Annotated in this window: 16 protein-coding genes, 1 tRNA gene and 1 pseudogene; 10 read left to right on the top strand and 8 right to left on the bottom strand. The window is 58.8% G+C overall.

The window, feature by feature from the left end:
* Nucleotides 1-464: 464 nt before the first annotated feature.
* Together NQ050_RS06065 and NQ050_RS06060 are read right to left on the bottom strand one after the other, a co-directional pair.
* A tRNA-Gln gene (locus NQ050_RS06065) sits at nt 465-536 on the bottom strand.
* A gap of 125 nt (nt 537-661) precedes the next feature.
* Nucleotides 662-2,167: a multicopper oxidase family protein gene (locus NQ050_RS06060; RefSeq protein ID WP_373456420.1), complete on the bottom strand. Its 1,506-nt coding sequence runs from the start codon at nt 2,165-2,167 to the stop codon at nt 662-664.
* 121 nt (nt 2,168-2,288) lie between these two features.
* On the opposite strand from NQ050_RS06060, the gene NQ050_RS06055 reads away from it, so the two are divergent.
* From NQ050_RS06055 to pth (NQ050_RS06030), 6 genes are all read left to right on the top strand, one after another.
* Entirely contained in the window at nt 2,289-3,677 is a 1,389-nt protein-coding gene (locus NQ050_RS06055) for an MFS transporter (RefSeq protein WP_257038398.1), read from the top strand.
* A 38-nt stretch (nt 3,678-3,715) separates the two neighbouring features.
* Nucleotides 3,716-5,206: a bifunctional UDP-N-acetylglucosamine diphosphorylase/glucosamine-1-phosphate N-acetyltransferase GlmU gene (gene glmU / locus NQ050_RS06050; RefSeq protein WP_257038428.1), complete on the top strand. Its 1,491-nt coding sequence runs from the start codon at nt 3,716-3,718 to the stop codon at nt 5,204-5,206.
* A 7-nt stretch (nt 5,207-5,213) separates the two neighbouring features.
* Nucleotides 5,214-6,194 (top strand): ribose-phosphate diphosphokinase, encoded by a 981-nt coding sequence (locus tag NQ050_RS06045; RefSeq protein WP_257038397.1) that lies wholly within the window; start codon nt 5,214-5,216, stop codon nt 6,192-6,194.
* A gap of 24 nt (nt 6,195-6,218) precedes the next feature.
* Complete coding sequence (locus tag NQ050_RS06040; protein ID WP_257038396.1) at nt 6,219-6,863, top strand: DNA alkylation repair protein; 645 nt, start codon at nt 6,219-6,221, stop codon at nt 6,861-6,863.
* Between the two features lie 195 nt (nt 6,864-7,058).
* Nucleotides 7,059-7,697 carry a 50S ribosomal protein L25/general stress protein Ctc gene (locus NQ050_RS06035; RefSeq protein ID WP_257038395.1) on the top strand — a complete coding sequence of 213 codons (639 nt, stop codon included), beginning with the start codon at nt 7,059-7,061 and terminating at the stop codon, nt 7,695-7,697.
* A 116-nt stretch (nt 7,698-7,813) separates the two neighbouring features.
* On the top strand, nt 7,814-8,362 hold the full coding sequence (pth, locus tag NQ050_RS06030) for an aminoacyl-tRNA hydrolase (protein ID WP_257038394.1): 549 nt from the start codon (nt 7,814-7,816) through the stop codon (nt 8,360-8,362).
* 41 nt (nt 8,363-8,403) lie between these two features.
* Here pth (NQ050_RS06030) and NQ050_RS06025 read toward each other — a convergent pair whose 3' ends face one another.
* The gene (locus NQ050_RS06025) at nt 8,404-8,583 is read right to left on the bottom strand and encodes a hypothetical protein (RefSeq protein WP_257038393.1); all 180 of its coding nucleotides are present in this window, start codon (nt 8,581-8,583) and stop codon (nt 8,404-8,406) included.
* Between the two features lie 154 nt (nt 8,584-8,737).
* On the opposite strand from NQ050_RS06025, the gene NQ050_RS06020 reads away from it, so the two are divergent.
* Nucleotides 8,738-9,616, top strand: a complete 879-nt coding sequence (locus NQ050_RS06020; RefSeq protein ID WP_257038392.1) for a fumarylacetoacetate hydrolase family protein — start codon at nt 8,738-8,740, stop codon at nt 9,614-9,616.
* On the opposite strand, the gene NQ050_RS06015 is transcribed toward NQ050_RS06020, so the two are convergent.
* From NQ050_RS06015 to NQ050_RS06005, 3 genes and pseudogenes are all read right to left on the bottom strand, one after another.
* On the bottom strand, nt 9,603-10,607 hold the full coding sequence (locus tag NQ050_RS06015) for a nitronate monooxygenase (RefSeq protein WP_257038391.1): 1,005 nt from the start codon (nt 10,605-10,607) through the stop codon (nt 9,603-9,605). The two genes, NQ050_RS06020 and NQ050_RS06015, sit on opposite strands and share 14 nt — an antisense overlap.
* Nucleotides 10,608-10,694: 87 nt before the next feature.
* A pseudogene (locus NQ050_RS06010) lies at nt 10,695-11,516 on the bottom strand (nucleotidyl transferase AbiEii/AbiGii toxin family protein).
* 152 nt (nt 11,517-11,668) lie between these two features.
* Nucleotides 11,669-12,445 carry a type IV toxin-antitoxin system AbiEi family antitoxin domain-containing protein gene (locus NQ050_RS06005; protein ID WP_257038390.1) on the bottom strand — a complete coding sequence of 259 codons (777 nt, stop codon included), beginning with the start codon at nt 12,443-12,445 and terminating at the stop codon, nt 11,669-11,671.
* A gap of 217 nt (nt 12,446-12,662) precedes the next feature.
* Here NQ050_RS06005 and pth (NQ050_RS06000) point away from each other — a divergent pair, with 217 nt between their 5' ends.
* The gene (gene pth, locus NQ050_RS06000; protein WP_257038389.1) at nt 12,663-13,289 is read left to right on the top strand and encodes an aminoacyl-tRNA hydrolase; all 627 of its coding nucleotides are present in this window, start codon (nt 12,663-12,665) and stop codon (nt 13,287-13,289) included.
* A gap of 11 nt (nt 13,290-13,300) precedes the next feature.
* The gene (locus NQ050_RS05995) at nt 13,301-14,935 is read left to right on the top strand and encodes a peptide chain release factor 3 (protein ID WP_257038388.1); all 1,635 of its coding nucleotides are present in this window, start codon (nt 13,301-13,303) and stop codon (nt 14,933-14,935) included.
* Here the strand turns inward: NQ050_RS05995 and NQ050_RS05990 are convergent.
* Nucleotides 14,932-15,192 (bottom strand): hypothetical protein, encoded by a 261-nt coding sequence (locus NQ050_RS05990; protein ID WP_257038387.1) that lies wholly within the window; start codon nt 15,190-15,192, stop codon nt 14,932-14,934. The genes NQ050_RS05995 and NQ050_RS05990 overlap by 4 nt on opposite strands.
* A 4-nt stretch (nt 15,193-15,196) precedes the next feature.
* On the opposite strand from NQ050_RS05990, the gene NQ050_RS05985 reads away from it, so the two are divergent.
* Nucleotides 15,197-15,793 carry a TetR/AcrR family transcriptional regulator gene (locus NQ050_RS05985; RefSeq protein WP_257038386.1) on the top strand — a complete coding sequence of 199 codons (597 nt, stop codon included), beginning with the start codon at nt 15,197-15,199 and terminating at the stop codon, nt 15,791-15,793.
* Between the two features lie 149 nt (nt 15,794-15,942).
* Here the strand turns inward: NQ050_RS05985 and NQ050_RS05980 are convergent, their stop codons facing one another.
* Nucleotides 15,943-16,719 (bottom strand): enoyl-CoA hydratase, encoded by a 777-nt coding sequence (locus tag NQ050_RS05980; RefSeq protein WP_257038385.1) that lies wholly within the window; start codon nt 16,717-16,719, stop codon nt 15,943-15,945.
* Nucleotides 16,720-16,750 lie beyond the last annotated feature (31 nt).

The following is a 16,750-nucleotide window of genomic DNA, read 5'->3' as shown; positions in this document are numbered from 1 at the left end:
TGGCCCCTCGTTGCGGCCATCACGGGACTTGCCCTCTACAACCTCTACACAGCACAAATCAGAGACAAGGAATCCTAATGCGCCCCATCATCACCGACAAAGACACCGGACGCGAACTGTGGCGAGTCAAAGAATGCGCAGCCTACATAGGAATTACCCCAGCCACATGGACTAACTACGCAGCAAACGGACGCACACCTCAAAAAGTTGCACACCTAGACAATCGAACCCCCCTCTGGGACGCAGACGAAGTCAAAAACTGGCACGCCAACAGGCCCGGAAGTCCAGTACGCAACAACCCTGCCGCACGAAAGCAGTTCATTCAATGAACGGCTAAAGCCACTCCGCCAAATCAGACCTGGGAATGGGGGTTTGGATGCGGAGATGAGAGCGGTGGCTGGGTAATGTCGTGGGATTGTCGTGGGATGGGTGTTGTTTTCGGCGTTTGCGCTGGTAAATCGTTGCTTCCCTGCCAGGACTCGAACCTAGAATGACGGTACCAAAAACCGTAGTGTTGCCAATTACACCACAGGGAAATGCTGCTGTTCGCCGATTAAGGGGAACGCAACAGCACGTATCTTACAGTATCTCGCGGGCGGGATTGCAATTCGCAGGCCAAAGCCCCAACCACGCCCGCCACGCCAGCAGCATCCAGAAGGATCTAGTGCTGGTGCTCACCTTCGGTGTAATCAGTTTCCAACGCGGGTTCCTGGCCTGCTTCCACCACAACGTATTGCCCCATCATGCCGGAGTCCTCGTGGAAAAGCATGTGGCAGTGGTACATGTACGGCCACTTTGGATCCGGGAAATACCCGAACTCCACGAGTAGGCGCACCGTCGAGTTTGGCGGCAGGGTCACGGTGTCCTTCCAGCCGGAGTCGTTGATCGCCACCGTGGTGTCTTCCAGGGCGAGCACCTTGAAGCGCGCGTTGTGGATGTGGAAATTGTGCAGCCAATCCGAGTTCTGGTTGCTCACCTCCCACACCTCAGGCCCCTCGTGGTCCACTACCTCGTCCACGCGCAGCATATCCATGTCTTCACCATTGATCTGGAAGGTGTTGAGCACGAACGCACGCAACGGTAACTCAGCGACTTCTGCCTCCGGCAGGATTTCCGACGCTGCCCGGTCCAGCACTTCGGGCACCGCCGCACGCGCGTCCAGGGTGTCTGCGGTGCGGATGGTTAGTAGCAATGCTTGGGTGTCCAAGAGGAAGTCCGGCGCGAACTCATCGTCCGGCACGCCAAGGCGGTCCTCAAAACCAAGTGAATAGAGTTCGTATTCCTTACCCGGTTCAAGCTGCAACACAATCTCGGCGCGCTCACCTGGACCCAAAGCCACAGCTTCCGCGTCGATACCCGCCTCCAGCAACCCGGAATCGCTGGCGATGACTTGAAAGCTCTCCCCGCTTTTCAGGCCGACGTTGTGGAAACGCATGTTGGAGCCGTTGATGAGGCGGAGGCGGAGTTTGTCCGTTGTGGCGTCGAAGTGTGGGTTGGTAATGCCATTGACTGTGATCACCTTGCCCTGCAGGCCCAGGTTGGGGTCCAGGGTTTCGTCAAAGGCTCCGTCCGCGGTGAAGTTAGCGTCCTGGAGAACCACGGGGATGTCATCAACGCCGTATGTTCGTGGCAGGTCAAGGCCAGATTCCACCTCATCGTCAACGATGAGCATGCCTGCCAGGCCACGGTACGCCTGAACCCCGGTGGCGCCGTGTGGATGCGGGTGGTACCACAGTGTTGCCGCTGGTTGCTCCACCGTGAAGTTGGCGGTCCAGGTGCCGCCGGGTGTGATTGGTGAGTGCGGTCCGCCGTCGGCAATCGCAGGTACCTTCATGCCGTGCCAGTGCACGGCGGTGATTTCCTTGAGCTGAGACTCCACCGTGATCTCTATTTGCTCTCCCCTGCTCATGCGCAGCGTGGGGCCTAGGTGCGGCCCATTAAAGCCCATCGTTGGAGTTTTCACACCAGGGGTGATCTCCGAGGAACCATGCTGCGCTACCAAGGCAAACGTGGATCGATTACCGTTTGCGGTGCCGCGCATTTCTGGAGGAATGGGAAGCGCTCGGGTTCCCCCCTCCCATCCTTGAGGGACCTCCGTGCTGCACGCCGCGAGTGCGGTGGCAGCCAGGGCCACTCCACTCAGGCCAAAAAACGTGCGCCGATTCATCAAATACGACTGGGCTGGGGTGCCAGTTTGAGAACTCAAAACATCACTGCCTTGCTGTGTAGAACCTGCCATTATTGCCATGCTAGCGAGCATGTCCCGGCGCCACCCTAGACTGTGAGATATGTCAGAAACCTCCCCTCCAGCGGGCGCACATGAAGGCTCCGAGACGTCGGGCGAGACGTCGGGCGAAACGTCGGGCAACGCGCAGCGGTTCGTGTGGTCCAACGCACTGCAAAATGTTGGTGACAACATCACCGCCGCCAAGTCAGTGCTGCCGTGGATTCTTGCGGCTGCGGGTACGCCTGCGCTGTTTAGCGCCTTGTTGGTTCCCATCAGGGAATCGGGCTCAATGTTGCCGCAGGCACCACTTGCCCCGTGGGTGATGTCTAAGCCCTACCGGCGCAATATTTGGGTGGTTGGCTCGCTCATCCAGGCGGCCAGCGCTGCCGGAATTGCCGCTGCCACCTTGCTGCTGCGTGGCAGTGCCCTTGGCTTTGCAGTGGTGGTGCTGTTGGCCACGCTTTCTCTTGGCCGCGCAGCTTGTTCCATTACAGGCAAAGACATGCAGGCGCGCATTAAAAAGAAGGGCTCCCGCGGCAAACTTCAAGGCGTTGCCACTTCTCTAGGTGGGGTGGTGTCTATTGCAGTTGGTGTGTGCCTGGTGTTCGTTGGGGAGCACGCCCCACCGTGGATCTTGGCGTTGCTGATCTTCTGCTCTGCGTTGGCCTGGGTGCTCGCCGCCTGGGTGTTCTCCGGCATCAAAGAACCAGTTCCGCCTCAGGAGACCAAACAGGAAACCAACGCTTCCTTCCAGGCCAGAGGTGAGTGGCTGCGGGAGTGTTTCCGGATGGTGCGCGAGGACGCGAGGTTTCGCAGGTTCGTCATTGTACGTTCCCTCTTGCTGGTCACGGCACTTTCCTCAGCGTTTTTGGTCACGCTCGCGGCGGAGCACACAGAAGGCTCAGCGGAGTTTGGCACGAACTTTGGATCGGTGGGAGCGTTTTTGGCTCTCCAGGGGGCGGCCGGATTCCTTGCCGGTAGGGTGTCAGGCGCGCTGGCAGACCGCTCGGCGAAGGCAGTGATGGCAGCAGGTTCATTGGCCGCATCGTTAGTGTTGCTCGTGGTGGCGTCGGCAGCGCTTCTTGCACCGCAGCACCTACTTTCGTGGCTCATCCCAACCGCCTACTTCCTGATTTTGCTGATCCACGCCGGTATTCGGGTGGCGCGGAAAACGTATGTGGTGGATATGGCAACGGGTGATCAGCGCACAAAATATGTTGCCAATGCGAATACCTTGATGGGGTTGGTGTTGCTCGGCACGGGTGCTATCACTGCGGTGCTCTCCCTGGCCGGCAGCGTGGTGGCAATTGTGTTTCTTGCGCTGCTTGGGATTGCGGGTGCTGTGGCCGCGCGCGGGATGGTGGACGTGTCTGAGAAGCGTTCTTATGCGGGGAAGGTAGCATCGGCTGGCAGAGAAGATGTCGCACATTCAGGAGAACGAGACCAGTGAGCACCGCTACCCCATCTGAGGACCACGCTGCCCCCAACCTGCTCAGTGACGCCCATCCAACCGCAGTGATTGTGCTTGCTGCGGGGGCGGGCACGCGCATGAAGTCCCAGTTGCAAAAGACCTTGCACTCTATCGGCGGGCGCACGCTGCTTTCACATAGCCTGCACGCCGCAGCCGGGATCGTCCCGGAGCATGTGGTGGCGGTGATTGGGCATCGCCGTGACCAGGTTGCCCCGGCTGTGGAGGCGGTGGCGGCAGAGCTTGCAGAGGCAGGTTCCCCAACCCGCATTGCCACCGCCGTGCAGGAGGAACAACTGGGCACCGGGCACGCTGTGCAATGCGCTATGGAGGCCCTGGGAGATTTCCGCGGGACCGTGGTGGTGACCAACGGCGACGTTCCACTGTTGCGCCCGGAAACGCTGCGCGCACTGGTAGAGGCCCACAACCAGGTACCCACCGCCGTAACCGTGCTGACCATGCGCCTTGAGGACCCCACGGGGTACGGGCGCATCGTGCGCAACCAGGAGGGGGAAGTTACCGCCATCGTTGAGCAAAAAGACGGCGACGCGAAAACCCTGGCCATCCAAGAGGTCAACTCCGGCGTGTTCGCCTTTGACGCTGAGATCCTACGCACCAGCCTGGCAAAGCTCGACTCCAACAACGCCCAAGGCGAGCTGTACCTCACCGATGTTCTGGGGATTTCCAGGAACGACGGCCACCCCGTGCGCGCCTATCGCGCTGCCGACGCCGCCGAGTTGGCAGGTGTGAATGATCGAGTGCAGCTCGCGGAAGCAGGCGCAGCGCTGAACCGCCGTCTGGTAGAAGCTGTGATGCTCGGCGGGGCGACCGTAATCGACCCTGCAACCACCTGGATCGACGTGAACGTGCAGGTGGGGCAAGACGTGGTAATTCACCCCAACACCCAGCTCTTGGGCAAGACCGTGATTGGCGATGGCGCCGTTGTTGGCCCGGACACCACCTTGAACAACATGGTGGTGGGTGAAGGCGCAAGCGTGATCCGAACCCACGGCCTTAATTCTCTGATCGGCGCACACGCCGAAGTTGGCCCCTACACCTACATCCGCCCAGGCACTGAACTCGGGGATCACGGCAAGTTGGGTGGCTTTGTGGAGGCGAAAAACGCCCAGATCGGCCGCGGCTCCAAGGTGCCTCACCTCACCTACATTGGCGATGCAACCGTGGGTGAGGAATCCAACATCGGCGCCTCCAGCGTGTTTGTGAATTACGACGGCGTGAACAAGCACCGCACCACCGTGGGCTCCCATGTCCGCACCGGATCGGACACCATGTTCATTGCCCCCGTGACAATTGGCGACGGCGCGTACTCCGGAGCGGGTACAGTTATCAAAGACGACGTTCCCCCGGGAGCGCTCGTGGTCTCCGGCGGAAAGCAACGCAACATTGAGGGCTGGGTGCAGCGCAAGCGCCCAGGTACTCCTGCCGCGTTGGCCGCTGAGGCAGCCCAAAACCGAGAAGCAAACCCAGAAGACCCCCATCAGGAAGGTTAAGCGAAACATGTCTTCGCACAACTGGACCGAGAACCAAAAGAACCTCATGTTGTTCTCTGGTCGTGCACACCCAGAGCTCGGCGAGGCTGTTGCCCGCGAACTCGGTGTTGAACTCACCCCAACTACCGCGCGTGACTTTGCAAACGGCGAGATCTTTGTCCGCTTTGAAGAGTCCGTGCGTGGTTGCGATGCCTTTGTGATTCAGTCCCACGCACAGCCGCTGAACAAGTGGCTGATGGAGCAGCTCATCATGATTGATGCCCTCAAGCGTGGCTCCGCAAAGCGCATCACCGCAATCCTTCCTTTCTACCCATACGCTCGTCAGGACAAGAAGCACCGCGGCCGCGAACCAATCTCCGCCCGCCTGGTAGCTGACCTGCTGCGCACCGCCGGTGCCGACCGCATCGTGGCAGTAGACCTGCACACGGACCAGATCCAGGGCTTCTTCGACGGCCCGGTGGACCACATGCACGCGATGCCGATCCTCACGGATTACATCAAGGAGAACTACTCCCTGGACAACATCGTGGTGGTCTCCCCAGACGCAGGCCGCGTGAAGGTTGCCGAGAAGTGGGCAAACACCCTGGGCGATGCCCCACTGGCCTTCGTCCACAAGACTCGCTCCACCGACGTTGCCAACCAGGTGGTGGCAAACCGCGTGGTTGGCGACGTATCTGGCAAGACCGCCGTGCTGCTGGACGACATGATTGATACCGGCGGCACCATCGCCGGCGCCGTTGGGGTGCTGCGAGATGCGGGTGCCGAAGACGTGATCATCGCCTGCACCCACGGCGTGTTCTCTGATCCCGCCCGCGAGCGCCTCTCCCAGTGCGGCGCCAAGGAAGTGATCACCACCGACACGCTGCCTCAATCCACCGAGGGTTGGGAAAACCTCACGGTGCTCTCCATCGCCCCACTGTTGGCAAAGACCATCCATGAGATCTTTGAAAACGGCTCCGTGACGGACCTCTTTGAGGGCCAGGCATAGCCTTCCGCTAACACCGCGTAGCCTGTGAACATCCAGCACAGCGCCGAAGAGGCACTCGCCCCGTTGCACGACCCAGTGCGTGCAGCGGGGCAATCTGCATATCTCAAGCACCAGTTTTCATTCCTGGGGGTTGCCACCACCCAACGGCGGGCAGCGACCAAGCACATTGTGCGGGCACTGCGGGACGTCGGAAAGCCTGAGCTGCTTGCGCAGACCCGCCAGCTTTGGCAAATGCCCTACCGCGAGTACCACTATGTTGCCTGCGACATCTTGCGTGCCTACAAGCACCCGCTGGCGCCCGATGAGCTGCGCTATTTCATCTGCACCCACTCCTGGTGGGACACCGTGGATGCGTTGGTGAAAGTCGTAGGGGCGAATGCACGCTCGGGGGAGATGCTCGCCTGGGCAAAGGAGGAAAACCTGTGGATTCGGCGCACGGCTATCTTGCACCAATTAGGGATGCGCTCGGAAACGGACCCGCAGTTGATGGCGGCGATCATCGAGCACAACGCCGCTGATCAGGAGTTCTTCATCCGGAAAGCCATTGGGTGGGCGCTGCGGGAATACGCCAAAACCAACCCGGATTGGGTGATGAAGTTTCTGGAGCGCACCCCCGAGCTTTCCGGGCTCTCTCGGCGCGAGGCACTCAAGCATCTTGAACAGGGCTGATGCTTCGTGCTAAGGTGGTTCAGTCTCGGCGAGGGCGCCTGCGTGCAGGTAGCCGTTATCGACGCGATGTACTACCCATAATCCTTATTATGACCTGCGTAGACTCGGCGAGCACACATGCTTGCGCTACGCAGGTTTTTTGTGTGCCTGGGACAGCAAATTGTTCAATAACACTACTTTGAGGAGCAACCAATCATGGCTTCCTACCCAACTATTGCTGCTGCAGCTCGCACCGAGTTTGGCAAGGGCTTTGCTCGCCGTCTGCGCGTTGCCGGCCAGGTTCCAGGCGTGATCTACGGCGCTGACGTTGACGAACCAATCCACTTCTCCGTTTCCCGCATCGAGCTGCACGCCCTGCTGCGTTCCCACGGCTCCAACGCCGTGCTCGAGCTGGACATCGAGGGCGACAAGCACCTCACCATGATCAAGCACGTTGACCAGAACGTGATCACCCTCAACGCTGACCACGTTGACCTGCTCGCCATCAAGCGCGGCGAAAAGGTTGAGGTTGAGGTACCTGTGGTTCTTGAGGGCGAGGTTGCCGCAGGTGCCCAGCTCGTTCAGGATGCTGACGTTGTGCTGGTTGAGGCTGACGTGCTCTCCATCCCTGAGCAGCTCACCCACTCCGTTGAGGGCGCAGACGTGGACACCAAGGTGCTCGCCGGCGACCTCACCATGCCAGCAAACACCACCCTGGTTGCTGACCCAGAGACCGTGATCGCTTCCGTGAACCACGAAGAGGTTGCTGAGGACCTCGACGCTGAAGAGGTTGCAGCAGAGTACGACGAGGCTGACGCTTCCGACGTTGAGTCCACCGAAGAAGACGCTGAGTAAAACTCACGCTGATCAAGGCTCAGCCAGTCTGAGCCAAACAGCTCACTTCTTGCAGGCGACGCCCCTTTTTGGGCGTCGCTTTTTGTGTTGGGCTGCGCACGGTAAGGTGCAAAAGCGTGGATGAGACTTTCTTGATTCTCGGCTTGGGCAATCCAGGGCCCAAGTATGAGCAAACGCGGCATAACCTCGGCATTCATGCCTTGGAGGAGCTGCTGGAGCGTACCGACGGCATGCCCGCAGCCCTCAGCGTGCACAAACGCACCAACACCCAAATTGCTCAGGCGCGCATTGCTGGCCGTCCGGTGGTGCTCGCCCGCACCCGGGGATACATGAACCTTTCTGGCGGGCCAACCAAGGCGCTTGCAGACTTCTTCAAAATCAACAGCCGCAATGTGGTGGCGCTGTTCGATGACCTGGAGCTAGATTTTGGCCAGGTCAGTGCGAAGTTTGGGGGTGGCGACCACGGCCACAAGGGGTTGAAGTCCATCACGCAGGCTATGGGTACGAAGGAGTATCACAAGGTAGGCATCGGCATTGGCCGCCCGCCTGGGCGAATGGATGTTTCCTCCTTCGTGCTCAAACCCTTTTCCAGGCAGGAACAACAGGAATTGCCCATCATTTGTGCCAATGCCGCTGATGCGGTGGAGGCAATCCTGCGGGGTTGAACGCAGGGCACGATGTATCGAGGTGCGTCGAAAACACCCCGCTACCACTTCCGCGCTTTTTTGAATGCTTTGGCCAGGGCAGCGTCATCAAGTTTGAGTGCACCCTGCTTTTTCAAGCGGTGCGCCACAACGGGGCAACTCTTGCAGCGCGGGTTGTCTTTGCAGCATTTCTTTTTTACTTTGCCGCGCTCCACCCGCTCGCGAAGCTTCACCATACTCATAGCTACTTAGGTTAGCGCAACCTTAGCGAGGCTGCACTAATAAAATTGCGCGGAGGGGGTACAAACCCACACTTCCACCTGCCTCAAGCCCCTCCCCTTTTCCCGTTTCTGATTCTCATCCCCGGCAACGCCGCAACCATTAGATTGGGTAGTTATGAGGCTTGCAACAACGAAAACTGGGCAGACCATCAACGTGGTGGATGCCAATTTGGAAGAAGGCGTCATCACAGCACAGGTGGTGTACCCCGAAGACCTGGGTGCGCTCCTCAAACAGGAAAACTGGCGGGAGCTCGTGGAGCAGGCAGCGGGCACCGCCGCCGATACCGCCAACACAGCCAACACCGCCGACACCGCCACGATCACTCTCCCGACCAGTGATCTCGCAGCCCTCATCCCCAACCCCGGCAAGATCATCTGCGTGGGCCTGAATTACGCGGACCACATCAAGGAGATGGGCCACCCCACCCCGGAGGTGCCCACGTTGTTCATCAAATACCCGGAAGCGCTCACGGGTCCCTTTGACCAGGTGACAATCCCCAAACAGGCAGCCGAGGCCTTGGATGCCGAGTCCGAACTCGCAGTGATCATTGGCTCAAAAGCCCACCGGGTGAGTGAAGCGGAGGCAGCCAAGCACATTGCCGGATACGCCGTGATCAATGACTACACCCTGCGCGACTGGCAAAAACGCACCCAACAATGGCACCAAGGAAAGTCCTACTACCGCACCGCAGGGTTCGGCCCGTGGCTCACCACCCGTGAGGAATACACCCCAGGCACCAGGATCACCGCCCATTGGGATGAGGAGCTCATGCAGGATTCCACCACTGACCAACTGGTATTTAGCCCGGAATTCTTGGTGAGCTTCATATCCCAGATCTACCCGTTGCAGCCAGGTGACGTGATTGCCACAGGCACTCCCGACGGCGTCGGCTTTGCCCGCAACCCCGCTCGATTCATCCAACACGGGCAGGCGGTGCGCTGCGCAATCGAAGGCTTGGGGTGGATTGAAAACACCACCCTCATCGAGGGCTAAGCAGCCTCACCACTTCAGCCGCAGGCAGCCCATCAGGAATCAGCTCTGCGCGCTCGCCCACCAGGCAATAGCTCGAACCGACTGCCGCACTCATTGGCCGCAGCAGCGGGTACACCGGTGGCACATCTTGCAAAAACTCCAGTTCCGGCGCCCACAAGCCTCGCGCAACACGCCCGGAAAAGCCACGGGAGGCTACGGTGCGCTGTGCGGCGTCGGTACGCAGCAACGCCCTGTTTGCCTCGCTCGTGCCGGCCTCGGGGCACAGCAGGAACATCGAGCCTGTTTGCACCGCGATAACCCCAGGCAAGTCGAGCAGCGCTTGAACGTCACTGGGGCCGCGCACGCCGCCAGCTGCGATGATCGGAAGCGTGCATCGCCGAGCAATTTGGGCGACCAGCTCAGCAACGGGCGTGGCGTTGGGTTGTGTTTTGGGGTCGAAGGTCAGGCGATGACCACCCGCCTCCACACCCTGCACAATGAGGGCGTCCACTCCGGCCTGTGCAGCGGTCTCAGCCTCATCCACGCTGGTCACGCTGTTCCATGCCTGCGCGCCGAGCTCGTGGAGCTGCGCTACTTGGGCCGAGGTGAACGCACCAAAGCTGAGACTTACTACCGACGGCCCCCGGTCCCCTCGCAACGCCTCCAGGATGTGCTGCCATTTTTGTGGAAAATCGCTGGCCGCCGCGGTGGGTGCCGCTGGGATCTCCTGGCCTGGGAATGCTTTGCTGAGGAGTTCGCGGGCTTGCTCAACGTCTTGCGTCCGTGGAAGTGCCACCTGTGGCGCAAAGAGATTGACGCCGAAGGGCGTGCCGGCGAGCGCGGCCATATCAGCGGCAAATGCATTGAGGGGTTGATTTCCCGAGGCCAGAAAACCGAACCCACCTCCCCGAGCCACCGCCGCGACGAGCTTAGGCGTGCTCGGGCCGCCAGCCATCGGGGCGGCGATCACTCGAACAGTGTGAAACAGCGTTGGCGTATCCGTGGTACCCATGAACGTTGAGTATAGGATCGAGTGCGTGTTTGAGTTCCTTAATCGCATGGATAGGAACAATCGAGAAGTCTTACAGACACCAGATGGCTACACTTCCCAACAACCAGTGCTGTGATACCACTTGCCGTCCACCAGTTTTCTTTGCAATACCTGGTTCAAGCAATTTCCTGCAAATGCCAGGGCCTCCTCGAGATTGTGCAAATTCTCTGGAAGGATCCCATAAGACGATGCTTTTCGGGAAAAACCATTTTCCCAACTCTTTCCTGGTGATGAAATCTGCTGAGGCCAGTCGATTCCACGCCGTTTCACCTCGTGAGCGAGGATCCGAAGGAGTTTTTCAGCAAGGAAATCCTGGGTTCGAATAATCTCAATGAAGTCTGCCAGATCATGGAAACGGGTGCTTTCGATGCCATGGTGAGATTCCCGCATTGCGCAAATTTTGTCTGCAAGGTGGGCCTCAATCGGAGTAACCAATATCCGAAACGGTTTATATCCTTTCTCTTTAGTTACCCGATTAAGTAGCGGATCAATTTCCACAGTTTCGGGCGGTAGTTGAGTGTGGCGTCCCGGAGTCACATCGATTCGAAAGGAATAGAATAACCCGATGCCTAAATAGGCTCCAAGGGTTACGGCAATTGAAGGATTACCGTACCCAGTTTCAACACCCCAACCCCGAGAATTCGCACCTATTACTTGAAACCGGAAAGGGTCTTTTCCTCCTCGTTTCAGTAGACTTTGCAGCTAAATGGCTATTTCCTCGGCACCTCCCCAGGTTGCGCCGTGAGCAAGATCGATATCCTTTGTGAATCGGCCAGACCCGTTCCTCATGAGGAGGGCCGTGCCACCTTTGAGAACCCAGTCAGTGGAAGGTTCTGCGAAGATGCGACTCAGGAAACACTCAAAGACCATCTGAAATTGGATGCTGTCCTTTGCTCGCCCTTGCTTGTGTGCAAGGTCAGCAACCCGGTGAGCAACACTCCTCTGCCAATTGCGAAGTAGCAGATGATCGTCAAAAGCGTCCCGTTTCTTCGCCATGGTGTATTTCCTAATCCAGCAAACCTTTAAGCTGTTACTCGCTGTCGGGAATGTACGTCCATACCCGGCAATCCACGGTGAATCAAAGGTGGGTTTGGCACGTACATCGATTCAAAATCCACTCGAGAAAACGCTCGATACAGCCTCTCTTCTCGGTCCTCATCAGATTCAGCCACGTCTTGGCACGCATGGATGAGGTCCAATCCGGAGTGGAATCCATAGTGATCGGCCGATGGGTCTAAAGCCTCGGCGAGTTTCCGCATGCGTACACCCTCTTTGCGAAGTGCCTCAATGACGAGAGTCGCCAAGTAATTGAGCTCAATTTTTGCAGAGGCTAGGTCTGCAACTGTTCGCACGACAGAGGTCACAGGGAGCCCATTTATCAGCACCACTTCTTCGGATCGCAAAATCCGGTTGCAATACAACTTGATGTCTTTTTGCCCTGTTTGTTTACGCAAGCTGGCTGAAAATTGGTGCCTTTCGGGAATGAAGTCACCAATCTGGTGGACAAAGGCGGCGGATTCGTGGGACACAGCGACGTTGTTGTGCGAATCAATGCGCTCCACCGCAAGTTTTTGCTGCTCCAAAGACACCCAAGCGGCACGCAGATCCGTTACTGGCCCAAATTGCGCGGACGGAAGCAGGTAGACCCCTCGTCGAACCCGCGTAAGGATTCCCCTTTCGGCCATATTGCTCATGTGCAACCTCGAAACACCTGCACGTTTAGCTTGGGCAGTCGTAATGATTCCCCACTGATCCGAGGCCAAGGATTCTAAGAAGTACAACACTTCAAGTGACTTCATTTGCTCCAGCTCCTCAACGACCAAGAACGCAACGTTTCTTCATTTGTATCATCTTAGTCCATACAAATAAAGAACCTATGAGGTGCCAATATTAAGAGCTCTCAAGAACAATCTCGATTCTGGCTGGCCCAAACTCCCCAAATCCCGCCAAAGCCCAGCACCTTTCGATGACGCCCCTCAGGTGGTGCCCGAGAACGTTGAGTATAGGATCGAGTGCGTGTTTGAGTTCCTGAATCGCATCGCTGCACGTTTCCGAAAGACGCCTAATACCCAGGCCGCTGGGCCGCAGCCAGACCCGCAGTGGCTCATCGTGGGCCTTGGCAACCCCGGCGAAAAGTACGCCCAAACCCGCCATAACGTGGGCTATTGGGCAACGGACGCGATGCGCACCCTTGAGTGGCAGCCAGTGTCCGGCACCAAAGCCCTGGTGGTGCGCAAAACTATCGGCGAGGTTCCCGTGGCGCTGGTCCGTTCCACCACGTTCATGAACAATTCCGGCGAGGCAGTGGCTGCTCTGGCGCGCAAGTGGAACATCCCCGCGAGTAACATTGTGGTGCTCCACGATGAGCTGGACATCCCGGCTGGCACCGTGCGGGTGAAAGCGGGCGGCAACGAGAACGGGCACAACGGCCTCAAATCCACCAGCGCAGAGTTGGGCACGAGGGACTACGTGCGAATCAAGATGGGCATCGGGCGTCCGCCAAAGGGCGAGCCGATCATCGACTGGGTGCTGGGGGAAATCCCTCACGACGCCACCCTGGTTGCCCGCAGCGTGGAGGCCGCAAACATCGTGGTTACTGAGGGGTTGCAGCGGGCGCAGCATGTTATTCACAGCATGCGCTAACCTTATTGGCTATGAGTAACCTTGCCGCTGAGGCTTCCCGCCGCCGTACATTTGCCGTGATCGCCCACCCAGACGCCGGTAAATCCACGCTGACAGAGGCCCTGGCGCTGCACGCCCATGTGATCTCAGAGGCTGGCGCGGTGCACGGCAAGGCTGGGCGCAAGGCCACGGTTTCTGACTGGATGGAGATGGAAAAGGACCGCGGTATCTCCATCGCTTCCTCCGCCCTGCAGTTCGAGTACGCCCCTGAGGGGCATACCGGCGAGCCCTACATGATCAACCTGGTGGACACCCCAGGCCACGCCGACTTCTCTGAAGACACCTACCGCGTACTCACCGCAGTAGACGCTGCGGTGATGCTCATCGACGCCGCCAAGGGCCTCGAGCCCCAAACCCTCAAGCTGTTCCGGGTGTGCAAGGCCCGTGGCCTGCCAATCGTGACGGTGATCAACAAGTGGGACCGCCCTGGCCGCACTCCCTTGGAGTTGGTGGATGAGATCGTCTCCGAAATTGGCCTGCAACCCACCCCGCTGTATTGGCCAGTGGGCGACGCCGGCGATTTCCGCGGCCTCGCCCACATCAACCCGGACGGGGAGACGGACCAGTACATCCACTTCTTGCGCACCGCGGGCGGTTCCACCATCGCCCCCGAAGAGCACTACTCCCCCGATCAGGCTTCGGAGAGGGAAGGCGAGGCCTGGGAAACTGCCGTTGAGGAGGCTGAACTTCTTGCTGCCGACGGCGCCGTGCACGACCAGCAGCTCTTCCTGGAGTGTGTGACTTCCCCCTTGATTTTCGCCTCCGCCATGCTGAACTTCGGTGTGCACCAAATCCTCGATACCCTGTGTGAGCTCGCACCCGCACCCGCCGGACGCGCTTCGGATGAGGAAGCGGTGGCCGCGTCGACAAGCGCCATTGATGAACAGCGTGAGGTCACCGGTGACTTCTCCGGCGTTGTGTTCAAGGTGCAGGCCGGCATGGATAAGAATCACCGTGACTCGCTGGCGTTCATGCGTGTGGTGTCCGGGGAATTTGACCGCGGGATGCAGGTGACGCACGCGCAGTCGGGGCGTAGCTTCTCCACAAAATACGCGCTGACCGTGTTCGGGCGCACTCGCTCGACCGTGGAAACCGCCTACCCGGGGGACATCGTGGGCCTGGTCAACGCCGGATCGCTTGCTCCTGGTGACACCATCTTTGCAGGCAAAAAGGTGCAATTCCCGCCAATGCCGCAGTTCGCCCCCGAGCACTTCCGGACCCTACGGGCCAAGAGCCTGGGCAAATACAAGCAGTTCCGCAAGGCACTGGATCAGCTTGCGGCGGAAGGCGTGGTGCAGATCCTGCGTAACGACGCCCGTGGTGACGCTGCTCCCGTGATGGCAGCGGTGGGCCCCATGCAGTTCGAGGTCATGATGGCGCGCATGGAAAATGAATACAACGTGGAGACGGTCGCGGACCCAATCCCCTACTCCGTGGCCCGCAAGACCACCGCAGAAACAGCACCAGAGCTGGCCAAGCAGCGCGGGGTGGAGATCTTCACCCGCACCGATGGGCAGCTCGTGGCACTGTTTGGCGATAAGTGGAAGCTGGCGTTCATCGAAAAGGAACACCCCGAGTTTGAGCTGTTCCCAATGGTTGCTGACTAGCTGAGCCCCGGGATCACCGCGTTCAGCCCCAGCATGATGAACAAGGTGGCCAGTGGGATTGCCACGGTGACCATGGCAACGTCCTTGTAGCTTAGGCGGTGCGTCATGCCACACACCATGAGCATGGTGAGCACCGCGCCGTTGTGCGGCAGGGAATCAAAGCTCACCGAGGCCATCGCGGTGACCCTGTGCATAAGCTCCAGGCTAATCCCCTGTTCGGCGGCCAATTGCGCGAGCTGCTCGCCAAGGGTTTGCATGGTAATGGACAACCCGCCGGAGGAAGATCCGGTAATCCCGGAGATGACCGCAGTGGACACAGTGGAAACCACCAGGGCGTTGCTGCTGACTTCCAACATTCCAGACTTCACCATCGACCACGCGGCAAGCAAGTACCAATGCTCCAAATCAACGATCTACAGCCTGGGAAACACGAAAAATGAGATCGTCTACCGCGTCTTGGTGAGTTTCTTCAAGGAGCTCACCCAGCGCACACACTTGGCGCTCGGTGGAAACAAACCGGTGCCTGCAAAGCTGCAGGATTATTTCCGGGCGATCAACTCTGCGCTGCAGCCGGCATCACCAGCATTCATGCAGGATCTCATCGCTACCGAGGTTGGCAAGAAAGTCTACGATCACAACACCAAAGCAGCTATTGAAACCATCCGCAACCTCTTGGAAGAAGGCGTGATCCGCGGAGAGTTCCAGGCCGTAGACACACACCTTATTGCAGCATTCGTTGGCCACACAATGGAACACATCCAGCAAGGCGATTACCTCCACTTGGCTAGTGTCACCGAGGCATACGCGGCACTGGACACCCTCATACGCAACGGATTAAGCACGCCGCCAGCACCCTAGGCGCTCTCATTTTCGCCGTTGAATCCTCTTGAAAGCAGCGCAGAAAACCTCCAACTTTTTGCCCTACTCAACACCATTCGCGCCGCCAATGGTGACCTCGTGGAGTTCTCTCAGGAGCGGCGCGAAGAATCAAATTGAGCAGCAAGCAATCAGCGATGCTGGAAATCAGGGTCGCGCTTTTCCACAAATGCCGCCATACCTTCCGTTTGGTCTTCAGACGCAAATACGGAGTGGAACAAGCGGCGTTCGAACTGCAGCCCTTGGCCGAGTGTGGTCTCAAAGGCAGCGTTCACTGCTTCTTTCACCATGTAGGAAGCCACCAAGGACTTGGATGCAATGAGCGTGGCGGCCTCCAGAGCGGTGTCCATGAGATCGGCCACGCCCACAACCCTGGACACCAGCCCTGCGGACTCTGCTTCTTCCGCGCCCATCATGCGCCCGGTAAGGCACATGTCCATGGCTTTGGATTTGCCCACGGCTCGGGTGAGCCGCTGGCTACCACCCATCCCCGGCAGCACACCCAGGTTGATTTCTGGTTGACCGAACTTCGCATTATCTGCAGCAATGATGAAATCGCACATCATCGCCAGCTCACAGCCCCCACCTAGGGCGTAGCCGGAAACGGCGGCGATCACCGGTGTGCGCAGGCGGGTAAACTCATCCCATTTGGCAAACCAGTCACTCACAAACATTTCCGTGGCAGATTTGGAGGCCATCTCTTTGATGTCCGCGCCCGCGGCGAAGGCCTTTTCGGAGCCGGTGAGGATGATGCATCCAATGCCTGGGTCTGCATCAAACGAGCGGCCCGCTTGGACAACCTCATTCATGGTTGCCTCGTTGAGCGCGTTGAGGGCCTTCGGGCGGTTGAGGGTAATGATTCCCACGCGGCCTTTGGTTTCGGTGAGGATGTTTTCAAAGTTGCTCATGATGATCCTTTTCGCTTGAGGCTTGCTTGAT

Origin of the sequence: Corynebacterium sp. 122RC1 (assembly GCF_024580955.1) — a bacterium.
Classification (GTDB): domain Bacteria; phylum Actinomycetota; class Actinomycetes; order Mycobacteriales; family Mycobacteriaceae; genus Corynebacterium; species Corynebacterium kozikiae.
This window is presented reverse-complemented; position numbering and strand designations above follow the sequence as displayed.